Origin of the sequence: Xenorhabdus kozodoii, assembly GCF_002632875.1 — a bacterium.
In the GTDB taxonomy this organism is placed as follows: Bacteria; Pseudomonadota; Gammaproteobacteria; order Enterobacterales; family Enterobacteriaceae; genus Xenorhabdus; species Xenorhabdus kozodoii.
This window is the reverse complement of sequence record NZ_NJCX01000012.1, coordinates 106,758-122,763: the sequence shown is the minus strand read 5'-3', so window position 1 is coordinate 122,763 and position 16,006 is coordinate 106,758. Positions and strand designations below refer to the sequence as shown.

Genomic DNA, 16,006 nt, shown 5'->3' with positions numbered 1-16,006 from the left:
GAAAACGACTCTGGGCAGAAAAGAATTTAACCCAGATTTAACCTGACAGACACCTGTATAAATAACCGGTAGTTGTCAGATCTAATCTGGACTAATACATATCTTCTCACTAGTAGTAACATTCGTAGTCGTTACTTTAATAGTTTTCAACTGAATACACACAATCCTCATATCTTGGAACGTTAAACGTACTGACCACGTTTTATTGTTCACACATTCACTCTCATTCTTTCTTTTCTTTTCCATTGTTTTTATCTTATGCTTTGCTTATAGGTTTGTTCAGTGTTCTATGTATAAACAATTATATAAATAAATAAGAGTAAACTCGTTGAAAAATGAGGTTTATTTATTCAATATCAATCGGTTGTGTTTTAATTGCGAGTATAGACTATATATAATTACTCAAGGCTGTTTTCATGGCGTATACTGATACCCTATTTTCGTTTTTTATTTAGTGGATTGATGCGGTTACATGGCTGGAAAAAAACCAACTAACAACAGTATGGCTGAACCAAAAGATCGCCAAATGGAAGGGCTGAAACTTCCACCACACTCTTTGGAAGCAGAGCAATCCGTGTTAGGCGGTTTGATGCTGGATAATGAACGTTGGGATAATGTATCCGAACGCGTTGCCAGCAAAGACTTTTTTAGTCGGCCACACAGGCGTATTTTCTCTGAAATGCAGCGTTTGCTCGAAACCGGCAAACCTATCGACCTGATCACATTATCGGAATCTCTTGAACAGCATGGTGAACTCGATAATGTCGGCGGGTTCGCCTATCTTGCTGAATTATCGAAAAATACCCCAAGTGCTGCGAATATCAATGCTTATGCCGATATTGTGCGTGAACGTGCGGTAGTGCGCGATATGATCGCGGTAGCAAATGAAATTGCAGATGCGGGATACGATCCACAAGGGCGAAGCAGCGAAGAGCTGTTGGATTTGGCTGAATCACGGGTATTTCAGATTGCAGAAAATCGGGCGAGTAAAGATGAAGGTCCGAAGGGCATTGAACAAATCCTGGAAGAAACGGTTGAACGAATTGAACAGCTTTATCAGCGCCCGCATGACGGTGTAACCGGCGTTTCTACCGGTTATCAAGATCTGGATAAGAAAACCGCAGGATTGCAAAAATCAGATTTAATCATCGTGGCGGCGCGTCCTTCAATGGGAAAAACAACCTTTGCGATGAACCTGTGTGAAAACGCGGCAATGATGCAGGATAAGCCGGTTTTGATTTTCAGCCTTGAGATGCCCGGCAATCAGATCATGATGCGTATGCTGGCGTCCCTATCCCGCGTAGACCAAACCCGTATTCGTACCGGTCAGCTTGATGATGAAGATTGGGCGCGAATTTCCAGCACGATGGGAATATTGCTGGAAAAACGCAATATGTATATCGATGATTCATCCGGTTTGACGCCAACAGAAGTGCGTTCCCGTGCGCGACGGATTTTCCGCGAACACGGTGGGCTTAGTTTGATTATGATCGACTACTTGCAATTAATGCGAGTTCCCTCGTTATCTGACAACCGGACACTGGAAATTGCGGAAATATCCCGCTCACTAAAAGCACTGGCAAAAGAGCTTCAGGTGCCGGTTGTTGCACTCTCCCAGCTTAACCGTAGCTTGGAACAGCGAGCCGATAAGCGTCCGGTCAACTCCGATCTGCGTGAATCAGGTTCTATCGAACAGGATGCTGACTTGATCATGTTTATCTATCGTGACGAAGTTTATCACGATAACAGTGAGCTAAAAGGCGTGGCAGAAATCATCATTGGTAAACAGCGTAACGGTCCTATTGGCACAACCAGACTGACGTTTAATGGTCAATGGTCACGATTCGATAATTATGCTGGGCCAAATTACAGTGACGAATAAACTTAAGCACCTATCGCTCATGTTCAATGACGTCAATCACCAACATTGAAGATAGGCTGTTATTTATCAAACCTGACTGAAAAATCATAAAAAGGGGATGGAATGAAAGCGGCAACTGCTGTTATCGACCGCCGCGCTCTGCGACACAATTTGCAACAAGTGAGAATACAAGCACCTGACAGTAAACTGGTTGCAGTTGTGAAAGCAAACGCCTATGGACATGGTTTATTGGAAACTGCGTACACAATGGAAGACGCTGATTGTTTTGGTGTCGCTCGCATTGGGGAAGCTCTTGCCCTGCGCAGTGGAGGGATCGTCAAGCCAATTTTGTTGTTAGAAGGTTTTTTTGAAGCGGCAGATCTACCTGTTTTAGTCGTCAATCATATTGAAACCGTGGTGCATAGTATTGAGCAGCTTGAGGCATTGGAACAGGCGAATTTGTCCCATCCAATTAAGGTGTGGATGAAACTCGATACAGGCATGCACCGTCTGGGGGTTAGAGTCGATGAGGCAGACGAATTCTATCAACGTCTGAGCCGCTGTCATAACGTTGAACAACCCGTTAATATCATGAGTCATTTTAGCCGGGCAGATGAGCCTACAGTTGAAACGACCCAGCAACAAATTAAACGCTTTATGGCATTTATTGCGGATAAAGCGGGTGAAAAATCCATCTCTGCATCAGGGGGGATTTTATTATGGCCCACGGCGCATTTAGACTGGGTTCGTCCCGGTATCATGATGTATGGAGCCTCGCCGATGGCGGATAAGACGGCGGCTGACTTTAATTTACGCCCTGCCATGACACTGAAATCCAGCTTAATTGCCGTGCGTAAGCACAAAGCGGGTGAAGCTGTGGGATATGGGGGGACGTGGAGCAGTGAACGTGACACCTACCTTGGTGTTGTGGCGATGGGATATGGTGATGGTTATCCGCGCAGTGCTCCTGTTGGTACTCCCGTATTTATCAATGGTCGTGAAGTGGCGCTTGTTGGCCGAGTCTCTATGGATATGATTACGGTGGATTTGGGGCCTGCTTGTCAGGATAAAGTCGGGGATGAAGTCATTCTTTGGGGTAATGCTTTGCCCGTTGAAAAAGTTGCGGAGCATTCGGGGATCAGCGCTTATGAATTGATTACGAAACTGACCTCACGTGTTGCAATGGAATATCTGGACGAATAATCGGGTAAGCTATATTGTCTGCTATTGTACTTTATATTTTATATATAACTCAGTAGCAGGGAGTATAACGTAATGTTCCAAAATGTTGATGCGTATGCGGGTGATCCTATCCTGTCGTTGATGGAAGAATTTAAAAATGATCCCCGCACAGAAAAAATAAATCTGAGCATCGGGCTGTATTACGATGAGCAGGGTATAACCCCAAAATTGCAGGCTGTTGCAACGGCTGAAGAACAAATGAGTACCTTGCCACCATCTGCTTCCCTTTACCTCCCAATGGAAGGATTGCTTGCCTATCGCACGTCAGTCCAGGAATTGCTGTTTGGCAAAGATCATCCGCGATTAAACCCGCAGTGCATTGCCACTATTCAAACACTGGGTGGTTCAGGCGCATTAAAAGTCGGCGCTGATTTCTTACACCGCTATTTTCCTGATTCTGAAGTCTGGTGCAGTGATCCGACATGGGAAAACCATGCCGCCATTTTTGCCGGGGCAGGCGTTAAAGTGAATTATTACCCTTATTTTGATGATAAAACCAAAGGGGTAAAATTTGACGAAATGTTGGCAACATTTAACCAACTGCCGGCAAAAAGCATTATTTTAATGCACCCTTGCTGCCATAACCCAACCGGCTCCGATCTTAGCAATGATCAATGGGATCAGGTAGTTCAGGTTGCCAAAGAGCGTGAATTGCTTCCTTTCCTTGATATCGCTTATCAGGGATTTGCCGATGGCATGGAAGAAGATGCCTACGCGATCCGCGCAATGGCGAATGCGGGGCTACCTTGCCTGGTTAGTAACTCATTTTCGAAAATTTTCTCGCTGTATGGTGAGCGCGTTGGTGGATTATCAGTTATTTGTGATGACGCAAAAGTCGCTAAACGTGTTTTGGGGCAATTAAAAGCAACGGTGCGCCGTATTTACTCCAGTCCGCCAAATTTTGGTGCGCAAATTGTTGCCAGAGTATTGAGCACCCCTGAATTAAAAAACCAATGGTTGGGGGAGGTTGAACATATGCGCTTGCGTATTCTGGAAATGCGCACAGTATTGGTCAATGCCCTGCAACAAGCACTGCCAGAGAAAAACTTCGATCATTTACTGAAACAGCGTGGAATGTTCAGCTATACCGGATTTAGTCAGGCACAAGTTGACAGATTACGCGAAGAATTTGGCGTCTATCTGGTCGGTTCTGGCCGTGTGTGTATGGCGGGCGTGAATCATCATAATGTACAACGCATTGCAGAGGCATTTGCTGCGGTGAGTGAGTGATTTTTTGTCTACACGCAAAGAAAATCAGAAAAAAATTGTTAACTATTCCAAGCCGTTCAGTGAGCGGCTTTATAGCATGTTGGATCGATAATCACGGATATATTTCGGGGAATTTTGGTGAAAATAACTCGCTTAAAAACACCCCATTGAAAAAAACAGAAGGTTGCTGGAATTATGCGGCCTTCTGTTTTATTGAGTTCAATATAAAAAAATTACTTTTTCAGTAACTGATAGAACGTTGGATTGTCATCACATTGCCCGCCACCACATTCCAACAGGGTGGAAACCAGATTGGCTGCAATTAAAAATGCGAACAAACCCATAGCAATTTTGCCTAAGGTTGGTGGGGTATATCTTGCCGGATCACTATTGCCTGCTTTCAGGGGCATAATGGCTGCGATGGCAATAATAGCCAGGATAGATAGAATTGCAGCCCAAGTATAAAAATGCAAACCGAAGAAAGTTGAACCATATCCCATATCTCCCGGCATGATATGGAGAGAAACCTGACGCATGGCAACGAAACCAGTCACAATACAGCCAAACAGTGAAAGGCTATAATGGGCATTCTTTATGCCAAAATAAATATTAAATAAAAAGCCAAAACCAATCATGATAATGCCTGCACGCTGCAATAAACATAATGGGCAGGGAAGTTCAAAACGCGCTAATTGATAATAAAACGCGACAATCAAAACCACGCAAATGCCGAACAGACCCAAAATATTCAAGGCCATTGCAAGGTTAATATTACGCGGCGCTGACAGGGTATTATTCATTACGGCCTCCGATTAGAAAGAAAGGTTCAATGCATCAGTGGCATGATATTTAAACCAAAATACTGTGACGATAAATAAAGCGAACCAAAGTGTATACGTCAGCTTTTTCTTGCCGGTAATAACAGTTGCAATTATAACTAGCGCAATTAAGAACGGTAAAAACATATACATGTTTCATCTCCATTATAAGTTTAAAGCATGTGTTATGCCATTATGGCATTAATACTTTGGCAATGTGAGTATTAATAATATTAGATCAACAATCGAATATTAATTCACGAAAGGTTGTTTCATCTGAATTAACGGTAAGGAAAGGCTTTTTTGCAGGTATGAGGATGAGTTTGGTTAATAATGGGCTATAAAAACTCCCCACCAAGTGGGGAGAATTATAGATAATTGAGTTTTGAAATTAATAAATTAATCTCGTTCAAGTATTGGCTGCAAAAAGCGAGCAGTGTGAGATTTCTCACATTGAGCCACTTCTTCTGGTGTTCCTGAAACCAATATTTCACCACCACCACTGCCACCTTCGGGACCCAAATCAACAATCCAGTCAGCCGTTTTGATGACATCCAAATTATGTTCGATGACGACAATCGTATTTCCTTGATCCCGCAATTGGTGCAGAACGGACAATAGTTGCTGAATATCCGCAAAATGCAGGCCAGTTGTTGGTTCATCAAGAATATACAGTGTCTGGCCTGTACCTCGCTTGGATAATTCTCGCGCCAGTTTTACCCGCTGAGCTTCCCCGCCGGAAAGTGTCGTTGCAGATTGCCCCAGACGAATATAGGAGAGGCCGACATCGATCAACGTTTGCAGTTTACGGGCAAGGGCAGGCACGGCATCAAAGAATTCACGAGACTCTTCGATGGTCATGTTCAGCACTTCATTAATATTCTTGCCCTTATATTTGATTTCCAGTGTTTCGCGGTTGTAACGCTTGCCCTTGCATTGATCGCAAGGCACATAAACATCGGGCAAAAAGTGCATCTCAACTTTGATTACCCCATCACCCTGACAGGCTTCGCAACGTCCGCCCTTGACGTTGAAACTAAAACGCCCCGGTGTATAGCCGCGGGCGCGGGATTCAGGAACGCCCGAAAATAATTCCCTGACAGGGGTGAACACGCCAGTATAAGTGGCCGGATTTGAACGGGGGGTTCTGCCGATCGGACTTTGGTCAATGTCGATCACCTTGTCAAAATGCTCAAGCCCTTGGATATCGATATAAGGGGCAGGATTAATATTTGTCGCCCCGTTTAACTGGCGCTGCGCGATAGGGAACAGCGTATCGTTGATTAACGTTGATTTACCGGAGCCAGAAACGCCTGTGATACAAGTAAACAAGCCAACCGGCAGGTTTAATGTCACTTTTTTCAGGTTATTGCCTTTTGCGCCAATCAATTTCAACATCTTGTCTGGATTGGCGGGCACGCGTTGTTCTGGAATAGCAATTTTACGTTCACCACTCAGGTATTTTCCCGTGAGCGATTGTGGGCTTTCCATGATATCGATAAGTTTGCCTTCGGCAACAATCTCACCACCATGTACGCCCGCTCCTGGTCCGATATCAATAATATGGTCAGCCGCACGGATGGCATCTTCATCGTGCTCGACAACGATAACCGTATTGCCTAAATTGCGCAGGTGGAGCAATGTTTCCAGCAAACGCTCATTATCTCTTTGGTGCAGACCAATGGAAGGTTCATCCAGCACATACATCACACCGACAAGCCCTGCACCGATCTGGCTCGCCAGACGGATACGCTGGGCTTCCCCGCCTGAAAGCGTTTCTGCTGAGCGGGAGAGCGTCAGATAATTTAATCCAACATTCACCAAGAATTTCAGGCGATCACAGATCTCTTTCAGGACTTTTTCAGCAATTTTGGCACGTTGTCCATTCAGTTTGATATTTTGGAAAAACGCCATCGCATGACCGATGCTGAAATCCGAAATTTGTGGCAGCGTGGTATTTTCGATAAAGACATAACGCGCTTCTTTACGCAATCGTGTTCCGTCACAGGAAATGCAAGATCGATTACTGATATATTTCGCCAATTCTTCCCGTACTGCGGTGGATTCCGTCTCTTTATAGCGGCGTTCCATATTATGCAGAACACCTTCGAACGGGTGGTGACGAACAGTCACGTCACCCCGGTCATTGGTGTATTTAAATTCGATGGATTCTTTACCTGAACCGTATAAGACCACTTTCTGAATGTCGGCACCTAACTGATTAAATGGGGTTTCGATATCGAATTTGTAGTGTTCTGCCAATGATCTTAGCATCTGGAAATAGTAGAAATTACGGCGATCCCAACCCCGGATCGCACCTCCGGCAAGGGAGATCCCTTCATTTTGGACAACGCGTTCAGGATCAAAAAACTGCTGAACCCCTAATCCATCACAAGTAGGGCAAGCTCCTGCGGGATTGTTGAAGGAGAACAGACGCGGCTCCAATTCGCTCATACTATAGCCACATATTGGACAGGCGAAATTGGCGGAGAAGACCAACTCTTCGGCCTTTGTATCATCCATATTGGCAATGACGGCCGTGCCATCGGAAAGCGCTAACGCGGTTTCGAAAGATTCCGCCAATCGCTGGGCGAGGTCAGCGCGCACCTTAAAGCGGTCGATGACGACTTCAATGGTGTGTTTTTTCTGTAATTCGAGTTTTGGCGGATCGGAAAGGTCACACACTTCACCATCAATACGGGCGCGGATATAGCCTTGGGTTGCAAGATTATCCAGCAGCTTGCTATGCTCCCCCTTACGCTCTTTGACGACAGGAGCCAATAACATCAGGCGTTGGCCTTCTGGCAATGCCAGAACATTATCTACCATCTGACTGATCGTTTGTGCTGCCAGCGTGATATTGTGCTCAGGACAAAGTGGCTCACCCACTCGCGCAAATAGCAGACGGAGATAATCGTGAATTTCAGTTATCGTTCCGACCGTAGAGCGTGGATTATGGGAAGTAGACTTTTGCTCAATGGAAATGGCGGGGGATAGCCCTTCAATATGATCGACATCCGGTTTTTCCATCAGTGACAAAAACTGGCGGGCATAAGCAGAGAGGGATTCAACATAGCGGCGTTGCCCCTCTGCATACAAGGTATCGAAAGCCAAAGAGGACTTACCAGAGCCAGATAGCCCAGTAATGACTATCAGCTTGTCACGGGGAATTATTAAATTGATATTCTTAAGATTATGGGTACGTGCGCCCCGAACTTCGATGTTATCCATATACCATTTCCCAGATTATTGATAGAGCAAAACTCATAAACGCATTATTATTGCACGAATATTGCTGAGTGGATATACAGTACTTAAGGGAAAAATAGGCTGTATCCACACAATGTAAAGTACGATGCGCTTCGCAAAGTATAATATAAAGGCTTTCTATATAAACTTATCCCTCGCATGGTAAACTACTTCGCTTATAATTAGAGACATCCGTTTTTAGCAAAATTCATTTCATCAGGAGTATTCCCAATGGCCAGCAGAGGCGTAAACAAAGTTATTTTAGTGGGTAATTTGGGGCAGGACCCGGAAGTTCGCTATATGCCGAATGGCGGTGCAGTTGCCAACATTACTCTGGCAACGTCTGAGAGCTGGCGCGATAAGCAAACCGGTGAGATGAGAGAGAAAACCGAATGGCACCGTGTCGTGTTTTTCGGCAAATTGGCAGAAGTCGCCGGTGAATACTTGCGCAAAGGTTCTCAGGTTTATATCGAAGGCTCTTTGCAGACTCGCAAATGGCAGGACCAGAGTGGTCAAGACCGTTACACCACAGAAGTTGTGGTCAATCCTATAGGCGGCACCATGCAGATGTTGGGTAGCCGCAGTGGCGCAGCACAGGATGCACCAGCACAAGGAAGCTGGGGACAACCACAACAGCCTCAAGCTCAAGCATCTCAGCAATTCAGTGGCGGCGCTCCATCTCGTCCAGCGCAGTCTCCTGCACCACAGAGCAACGAGCCACCAATAGATTTTGATGATGATATTCCGTTCTGAGTGGACTGAAAAGTTGCTCAGTATCTGACGAAGGTCGATCCCGACTTTTCTTTTCTGTCGTCGTTTAATTTGTAGTAGCTTAAATTTGATCTGGCAATTATTCGCTTTTTTTCGGTAATTGTCAGATCAAGCCAGCGTTCTCATAGTCAATGGAATGATGAGATACTTATGCTAAATAGGGCTCAAAATTATTATCAATAAATCAAACAAATAAATAGCATGAGTCAGTATCACTATCTCGGAAAGATTTACCCAATCTCTTTACCCAGTGATTGACGAATATAAGATCCCGCCCCCAATAAGCCTGGTTTATCATGAGTAATCAGATACACAGGAATATCTTTTAAATAGCGCTTAAATCTGCCTTTGTTTTCAAATCCTTGCCGGAAACCTGATTTTTGAAAGAAATCAAGAAAACGCGGGACGATCCCACCTGCGATGTAAACACCACCAAATGCGCCAATATTGAGGGCCAGGTTGCCACCAAAACGTCCTAACGCGGTGCAGAAGAGTTCCAATGCCTGTTTGCAGACAGGGCAATTTCCACTCAGTGCGCGATCAGAAATATCGCGAGGGGTAAGATCTTCTGCGATCTGGCCGCTGAGTTTTATCAGGGAGCGGTAAATATTCACCAAACCCGGCCCAGAAAGGACTCGCTCGGCGGAGACATGACCATATTCTTCACGCAGCACGGTCAACATATGATCTTCATCCGTACTGTCCGGCGCAAAATCAACATGACCCCCTTCACCTGGCAAACTCATCCATTGAGTTCCCGTGTGAATAAGGTGTGCGACACCTAATCCCGTACCTGCACCATAAACCGCGATAGGGCGTTTAGTCTGAGGCTGTTTTCCGCCAATCTGGATCACATCATCTGCCCCCAGAACCGGAATGGCGAGGGAAACGGCGGTAAAATCGTTAATCACCTCAAAACGTTCCCACCCCAGGGATGCCTGCATTTGGCTAACCGAAAAACGCCAACTGTGGTTGGTCATACTGATCACATCATCGGTTACCGGACAGGCAATAGCGATACAGCCATCATTAACTTCACAGTTTTGTTGTTCCAAATATTGGCGGATAACGATTTCAAGCGATGGATAATGTGCGCAGGGATAGATTTCCACTGCGCTCAGTTGCCCCGTATCTACATCACATAAGGCCAGACGTGCATTTGTACCGCCGATATCACCGACCAGAGCATAAGTTGCCATGGTTTATCTCCTTAATATTTACAGAAAATGGTCTCTATTCTAATGAGTCCGTCAAAAGTCGAATTGGGGGGATTTTACACAAGCTCTGGCCTAAAGGCCGCATAAAAATGTATCGATATTTTAGTGAAAAACGTCGTAATCTTCGCGGAGGAAATCAGTCGGAGATGTACCGTTCCTAAGCGACTTTGCCACCTTATGTTCTGCCGATGAATTAAGGCTCATTATTCCTATCTTCGTCATTATTGAACAAATAGGCATCAATGTTAATAAATGACTCTGCAAACAGACAGAACATGAGTTTTATCCTCTGCCAAGGTGATTAGCGCTTGATTCTTATCCCTGATCCACTGGATAATCATCCGCTTCACATTTTCTCACTGTTTCTTTACCCAAAAAGCCAAACGATTGCGCAAACGAATGGCTGGACTAATCAGTACAGCACTGATTTTGTTGTCTTGTGAAGTAATCGTTTTCGTTTGGTGAGTGAAGAGGCAGGACGGGCGTTTTTCAAGGCAACATATTTAACAAAAGCAGGGGAAAAACATGTCTGGTATGCAGGCACCAACTCAATGCAAACTCGATAGGTATTTTAAGATTACTGAACGCGGATCGACGGTACGTCAGGAAGTTCTCGCTGGATTGACAACATTTTTGGCGATGGTCTATTCCGTTATTGTGGTGCCAGGGATGCTTGGGCAAGCCGGATTTCCTCATACCGCTGTGTTTATTTCTGTCTGTCTGGTGACCGGTATCGGCTCATTATTGATGGGGTTGTGGGTTAATTTGCCCATGGCGATTGGTTGTGCGATCTCATTGACGGCATTTACCGCGTTCAGCCTGGTGTTAGGGCAGCAGGTCAGCATTCCTGTGGCACTTGGTGCAGTTTTCCTGATGGGATGCCTGTTTACGATCATTTCCGTGACAGGGGTGCGAGCATGGATTTTACGCAATATGCCAATGGGGATTGCACATGGAACGGGTATTGGCATTGGCTTATTTTTATTGTTGATCGCAGCCAATGGTGTTGGCCTGGTGATTAAGAACCCTCACGCTGGCTTGCCGGTTTCCTTTGGTTCATTGACCTCCTTTCCCGTGGGGATGACGCTATTGGGGCTGGCAGGGATTATCGGCCTGGAGAAGAAGAAAGTGCCGGGCGGTATCTTACTGGTGATCATCGTGATCTCTATTATCGGTTTGATTTTTGATCCCGCCGTTAAATATCAAGGATTGTTTAAATTTCCGACATTGGGGGAAGATGGCTTGTCCCTGATGTTGAGCATGGACATTATGGGGGCGTTACAGCCTGTTGTATTGCCCAGTGTTCTGGCGCTGGTAATGACAGCGATATTTGATGCGACGGGTACGATCCGGGCTGTTGCAGGGCAAGCCAATTTGCTGGATAAGCGAGGCCAGATTATCAATGGCGGCAAGGCACTGACCGCCGATTCGGTCAGTAGCATTTTGGCCGGGGTTATCGGCTCTTCCCCCGCGGCGGTTTATATTGAGTCTGCCGCAGGAACCGCGGCGGGTGGTAAAACGGGTTTAACCGCTGCCGTTGTGGGTATTTTATTCCTGTTGATTTTATTCTTGTCTCCGCTGTCGTATTTGGTTCCGGCTTATGCGACTGCCCCTGCCTTGATGTACGTCGGGTTATTAATGCTAAGTAATGTGAGAAAGCTAAACTTTGACGATTTTGTTGATGCAATGTCAGGTTTACTTTGCGCGGTATTTATCGTGCTGACGTGTAACATCGTGACAGGCATTATGCTGGGTTTCAGTGCGCTGGTTGTTGGGCGTATTTTTTCGGGTGAATGGCGTAAACTCAATATAGGTACAGTTATTCTTGCCATTGTATTAGTGGTATTTTATGCCGGTAATTGGGCTATCTGATATAAAATATTATGCGCAAACGCTCAGCGTTTGCGCATTCCTTCCATACCTTTCCATTCCACGATTAGCTATCTTGTAATAACCAGATACATTATAAAAATATACTCATTTTTCAACATATCCTGGCCGATAAGCATAAAATAGAGAAATGGATCAATGCTGATTGATTCACAATGTGATTGTTTTTTGATTTTCTTTAATAACTGTAATATTTATGGTTATTAACCCTGTTATTAATAGTAAAAAACAGTCACAATCTTTCCACTGACGGATTTTTGGCAATTTGTAAGGGTAACATGGAAATATTCTTTACTATCTTGATCTTGATTTTGGTGGTGTCAGTTTCTGGTGTTCTTACTAAAATGATCCCGTTCCGTGTTCCCTTGCCGATAGTGCAAATAGCGATGGGAGCATTGCTGGCGTGGCCTCGTTTTGGTTTACACGTTACTTTTGATCCTGAGCTATTCCTCGTTTTACTTATCCCTCCTTTGTTGTTTGTTGATGGTTGGAAAACACCGACCAGAGAATTTTTCCAGCATAGTCGTGAAATCGTCATCTTAGTTTTAGTGTTGGTATTGGTGACGGTTGTTGGCATTGGTTATTTAATCTATTGGTTATTGCCGGGTATCCCACTGATTGCTGCTTTTGCGCTGGCGGCGGTATTATCCCCAACAGATGCGGTGGCATTGTCATCGATTGTTGGAAAAGGACGTATTCCTAAGGATATGATGAGCGTGCTGGAAGGGGAAGCATTAATGAATGATGCTTCGGGTCTGGTGGCTCTGAAATTTGCCGTGGCGATTGCGATGGGTACGATGGTCTTTACCGTCACTGGTGCAACGGTGGAGTTTTTCAAGGTAGCGATTGGCGGCTTGTTGTCAGGTATCGCTATCACCTGGTTGTACAGTAAATCACTGCGACTGATGAGCCGTTGGAGTGGGGATGATCCCGCCACTCAAATCATGTTTATGATGTTGTTGCCGTTTGCCTCCTATATGATTGCTGAACATATCGGTGTATCGGGAATTCTGGCTGCGGTTGCCGCAGGTATGACCATCAGTAAAGCCGGCGTGATCCGCAACGCACCACTGGATATGCGTCTGCGAGCCGATAATGTCTGGGGAATGCTGGCCTTTGTCTTTAATGGTCTTGTGTTCATTATGCTGGGGCTGCAATTACCCGGTATTTGGGAAACATCGGTAGAGCAGGCTGAGCTTGATCCCAATGTTGAAACCTGGATGCTATTCGCTGCCGTTGGGATCATTTACGCGGCACTGTTATTATTGCGCTTTAGCTGGTTATGGCTGATGAAAAATACCAGCAAGATACTGATAAAGAAAAAACCGCTGCATTTTGCTACCTATACCACCCGTGAATTGTGGTTAGCTTCATTTGCGGGGGTTCGTGGAGCCATTACGCTGGCTGGTGCGCTGTCTGTGCCATTGTTCTTGCCGGATGGTGATCCGTTTCCCGCGCGTTATCAGTTAATTTTTATTGCCGCGGGCGTGATCTTGTTCTCCCTCTTTGTGGGCGTTATCGCCTTGCCTTTACTGCTGCGTGGCATGAAAGTCGGTGATAAGCTGGCAGACCTTAATGAAATCAGAATGGCAAAATCGGCAATGGCTGAGGTTGCGATTGTCAGTATGAATAAGATGGAAGAGCGTCTATCGGCCAATACCGAAGAGAAACTGGATGCAGAAGTCATTAGCGAAATTGCTTCCAGAGTCACCGGCTATTTGCGCCGCCGAACTGCAGGAACGGATGAAATTGAGCATAACCTGATGGTGGAAGATCTGGAACGCCGCTTCCGTCTGACGGCATTAAGGGCTGAGCGGGGGGAGTTATATCACTTGCGCGCAACCCGTAAAATTAGTAATGAAACACTGCAAACGTTGCTGCACGAGCTTGATTTGCTGGAAGCGCTTTTAGTGGAAAAAAATCAATAAAAAGGTAAAAGATCAATAAATTATGTGGCTGTTAACGATCACAACATTTTTGTGGGCCGCTTCATTTAGCTTGATTGGCGCTTATCTCGCAGGTCAGGTTGATAGCTGGTTTTCTGTTCTTGTCAGGGTCATGTTGGCCGCAATGGTATTTTTACCCTTTTTGCGCTGGCGTGGGTTATCGCTGAAAGTGATTTCGCTGTATATGGCCGTTGGTGCCTGCCAGCTTGGTGTAATGTATCTGTTTGTCTTTCACGCCTATCACTACCTGACGGTGGCAGAATTTTTGCTGTTTACCATTATGACGCCGCTCTATGTCACGTTATTTTATGATTTGATGGGGCGTCAGCGATTGCGCTGGGGTTATGCCTTGAGCTCTATATTAGCCGTGGCGGGTGCAGCGATTATTCGTTATGACCAATTGAGTGAATCGTTCTGGATTGGCCTGGTGTTAGTACAACTGGCCAATATTTTCTTTGCAATTGGGCAGGTCGGTTATAAGCGCTTGATGGAGATCCATCCGATCCCGCAGCGAACCGCATTTTCATGGTTCTATCTGGGCGCTTGCGTTGTCGCTGTTATTGGCTGGCTGATGTTTGGTGATCCCCAAAAACTGCCAACAACGCAGCTACAGTGGGGAGTCTTGATTTGGCTGGGTGTTGGAGCATCAGGTGTTGGCTACTTTATGTGGAACTATGGTGCCACTCAGGTGGATGCCGGAACACTGGCAATTATGAATAATATGCTGGTTCCGGCGGGACTGTTGGTCAATTTTGCAATTTGGCAGCAGCATCCCAACTGGCTGAGTTTTACCATTGGAGGCAGCCTGATTGTTGCGTCACTTTGGGTGCATCACCGCTGGATATTGAAACCCGTTTCACCAACGGTAAACTATCCACCGCGTGCTGGCGCGCAGAACGAATAAATGTATCAATAGCAGGTTGGCACTGCTCTCCTTCCCGGCTGGCGGCGTACAATCTGCTCCATAACCCTTCTCCCAACGTTTTAGTGACAACTAATCCTTGTCTTTCGAATGTTTCCACTGCCCAGTGCGGCAACGCGGCAATGCCCAATCGGGCGGCAACCATCTGAATCAACAATAAGGTATTGTCGACAGTTTTTAATGTTGGAGTCACGTCCGCTGGCTGGAGAAAACGTCGCCAGATGTCAAACCGTTGTCGCTGGACAGGATAAATCAGCAAGGTTTCAGCGGCAAGATCATGTGGGCGAATATCGCGTTTATTCGCCAGTGGATGATCCGGGGCAATCACCAGCTTCACCTCATAATCAAACAGCGGCGTATAATGCAGGTTGCTGTCTGCAATAATGTCAGATGTCAGGACAATATCCAGCTCGCGTTTTTGCAGTGCCGGTTGCGGATCAAATGTCACACCCGATTTGAAATCCACGTTAACCTGCGGCCAACTTTCACGAAAACGCTTAAGTGCGGGGGTCAGCCATTGGATACAGCTATGACACTCAATGGCAATGCGTAAGTTTGTCTCTTCCGGTTCATGGCATTGACGTAAGGAAGCGGTCACCAAGGGCAAAACTTGTTCTGCCAACTTTAATAAAACCTCCCCCTGAGGGGTTAGTTTCAAAGGCTGGCTTTTACGAATGAATAACTTAAACCCCAGCCGATGTTCTAATTCACTGAATTGATGAGAAAGGGCGGATTGCGTCTGATGCAAATAATTTGCCGCCGCTGCAAGTGAGCCACAATGGTTGAGTGCTTGTAGCGTTTTTAAGTGTTTTAGTTCGATCATGAAAAACCTTCAAGATGATAATGAATAATTTGCGCTTGTGGTTTATACACTACCTGTT

12 protein-coding genes are annotated in these 16,006 nt (G+C 45.6%); 7 read left to right on the top strand and 5 right to left on the bottom strand.

Features of this window, described 5'->3' with window-relative positions:
* Positions 1-472 precede the first annotated feature (472 nt).
* The 3 genes from dnaB (at position 473) to Xkoz_RS10080 (ending at position 4,333) form a co-directional block, all read left to right on the top strand.
* A complete protein-coding gene (gene dnaB / locus Xkoz_RS10090; RefSeq protein WP_099142036.1) occupies positions 473-1,882 on the top strand; it encodes a replicative DNA helicase in 1,410 nt (469 codons plus the stop codon).
* A gap of 102 nt (positions 1,883-1,984) precedes the next feature.
* On the top strand, positions 1,985-3,064 hold the full coding sequence (gene alr / locus Xkoz_RS10085; protein WP_099142035.1) for an alanine racemase: 1,080 nt from the start codon (positions 1,985-1,987) through the stop codon (positions 3,062-3,064).
* 72 nt (positions 3,065-3,136) lie between these two features.
* Positions 3,137-4,333, top strand: coding sequence for an amino acid aminotransferase (locus Xkoz_RS10080; protein WP_099142034.1), 1,197 nt, complete (start codon positions 3,137-3,139; stop codon positions 4,331-4,333).
* Positions 4,334-4,545: 212 nt separating this feature from the next.
* On the opposite strand, the gene Xkoz_RS10070 is transcribed toward Xkoz_RS10080, so the two are convergent.
* The 3 genes from Xkoz_RS10070 to uvrA all read right to left on the bottom strand — a co-directional run bounded on the left by Xkoz_RS10070 (position 4,546) and on the right by uvrA (position 8,361).
* On the bottom strand, positions 4,546-5,112 hold the full coding sequence (locus Xkoz_RS10070; protein WP_099142032.1) for a disulfide bond formation protein B: 567 nt from the start codon (positions 5,110-5,112) through the stop codon (positions 4,546-4,548).
* Positions 5,113-5,124: 12 nt separating this feature from the next.
* Positions 5,125-5,277, bottom strand: a complete 153-nt coding sequence (locus Xkoz_RS22960; protein ID WP_422646049.1) for a DUF5993 family protein — start codon at positions 5,275-5,277, stop codon at positions 5,125-5,127.
* A 252-nt stretch (positions 5,278-5,529) separates the two neighbouring features.
* Entirely contained in the window at positions 5,530-8,361 is a 2,832-nt protein-coding gene (gene uvrA, locus Xkoz_RS10065) for an excinuclease ABC subunit UvrA (protein ID WP_099142031.1), read from the bottom strand.
* A 249-nt stretch (positions 8,362-8,610) separates the two neighbouring features.
* On the opposite strand from uvrA, the gene Xkoz_RS10060 reads away from it, so the two are divergent.
* Entirely contained in the window at positions 8,611-9,132 is a 522-nt protein-coding gene (locus Xkoz_RS10060) for a single-stranded DNA-binding protein (RefSeq protein WP_099142030.1), read from the top strand.
* 248 nt (positions 9,133-9,380) lie between these two features.
* Here the strand turns inward: Xkoz_RS10060 and glk are convergent, their stop codons facing one another.
* Positions 9,381-10,349 carry a glucokinase gene (gene glk, locus Xkoz_RS10055; protein WP_099142029.1) on the bottom strand — a complete coding sequence of 323 codons (969 nt, stop codon included), beginning with the start codon at positions 10,347-10,349 and terminating at the stop codon, positions 9,381-9,383.
* Between the two features lie 543 nt (positions 10,350-10,892).
* On the opposite strand from glk, the gene Xkoz_RS10050 reads away from it, so the two are divergent.
* The 3 genes from Xkoz_RS10050 to Xkoz_RS10040 all read left to right on the top strand — a co-directional run bounded on the left by Xkoz_RS10050 (position 10,893) and on the right by Xkoz_RS10040 (position 15,107).
* Entirely contained in the window at positions 10,893-12,239 is a 1,347-nt protein-coding gene (locus Xkoz_RS10050; protein ID WP_099142028.1) for an NCS2 family permease, read from the top strand.
* Between the two features lie 296 nt (positions 12,240-12,535).
* Entirely contained in the window at positions 12,536-14,185 is a 1,650-nt protein-coding gene (locus Xkoz_RS10045) for a Na+/H+ antiporter (protein WP_099142027.1), read from the top strand.
* A gap of 22 nt (positions 14,186-14,207) precedes the next feature.
* A complete protein-coding gene (locus tag Xkoz_RS10040) occupies positions 14,208-15,107 on the top strand; it encodes a carboxylate/amino acid/amine transporter (protein ID WP_141554411.1) in 900 nt (299 codons plus the stop codon).
* Here the strand turns inward: Xkoz_RS10040 and metR are convergent.
* Positions 14,992-15,948: an HTH-type transcriptional regulator MetR gene (gene metR, locus Xkoz_RS10035; RefSeq protein WP_099142026.1), complete on the bottom strand. Its 957-nt coding sequence runs from the start codon at positions 15,946-15,948 to the stop codon at positions 14,992-14,994. The two genes, Xkoz_RS10040 and metR, sit on opposite strands and share 116 nt — an antisense overlap.
* Positions 15,949-16,006 lie beyond the last annotated feature (58 nt).

Coding starts and splice junctions, on each gene's coding strand:
- dnaB (WP_099142036.1), top strand. CDS start 473: ATGGCTGGAAAAAAACCAACTAACAACAGTATGGCTGAACCAAAAGAT.
- alr (WP_099142035.1), top strand. CDS start 1,985: ATGAAAGCGGCAACTGCTGTTATCGACCGCCGCGCTCTGCGACACAAT.
- Xkoz_RS10080 (WP_099142034.1), top strand. CDS start 3,137: ATGTTCCAAAATGTTGATGCGTATGCGGGTGATCCTATCCTGTCGTTG.
- Xkoz_RS10070 (WP_099142032.1), bottom strand. CDS start 5,112: ATGAATAATACCCTGTCAGCGCCGCGTAATATTAACCTTGCAATGGCC.
- Xkoz_RS22960 (WP_422646049.1), bottom strand. CDS start 5,277: ATGTTTTTACCGTTCTTAATTGCGCTAGTTATAATTGCAACTGTTATT.
- uvrA (WP_099142031.1), bottom strand. CDS start 8,361: ATGGATAACATCGAAGTTCGGGGCGCACGTACCCATAATCTTAAGAAT.
- Xkoz_RS10060 (WP_099142030.1), top strand. CDS start 8,611: ATGGCCAGCAGAGGCGTAAACAAAGTTATTTTAGTGGGTAATTTGGGG.
- glk (WP_099142029.1), bottom strand. CDS start 10,349: ATGGCAACTTATGCTCTGGTCGGTGATATCGGCGGTACAAATGCACGT.
- Xkoz_RS10050 (WP_099142028.1), top strand. CDS start 10,893: ATGTCTGGTATGCAGGCACCAACTCAATGCAAACTCGATAGGTATTTT.
- Xkoz_RS10045 (WP_099142027.1), top strand. CDS start 12,536: ATGGAAATATTCTTTACTATCTTGATCTTGATTTTGGTGGTGTCAGTT.
- Xkoz_RS10040 (WP_141554411.1), top strand. CDS start 14,208: ATGTGGCTGTTAACGATCACAACATTTTTGTGGGCCGCTTCATTTAGC.
- metR (WP_099142026.1), bottom strand. CDS start 15,948: ATGATCGAACTAAAACACTTAAAAACGCTACAAGCACTCAACCATTGT.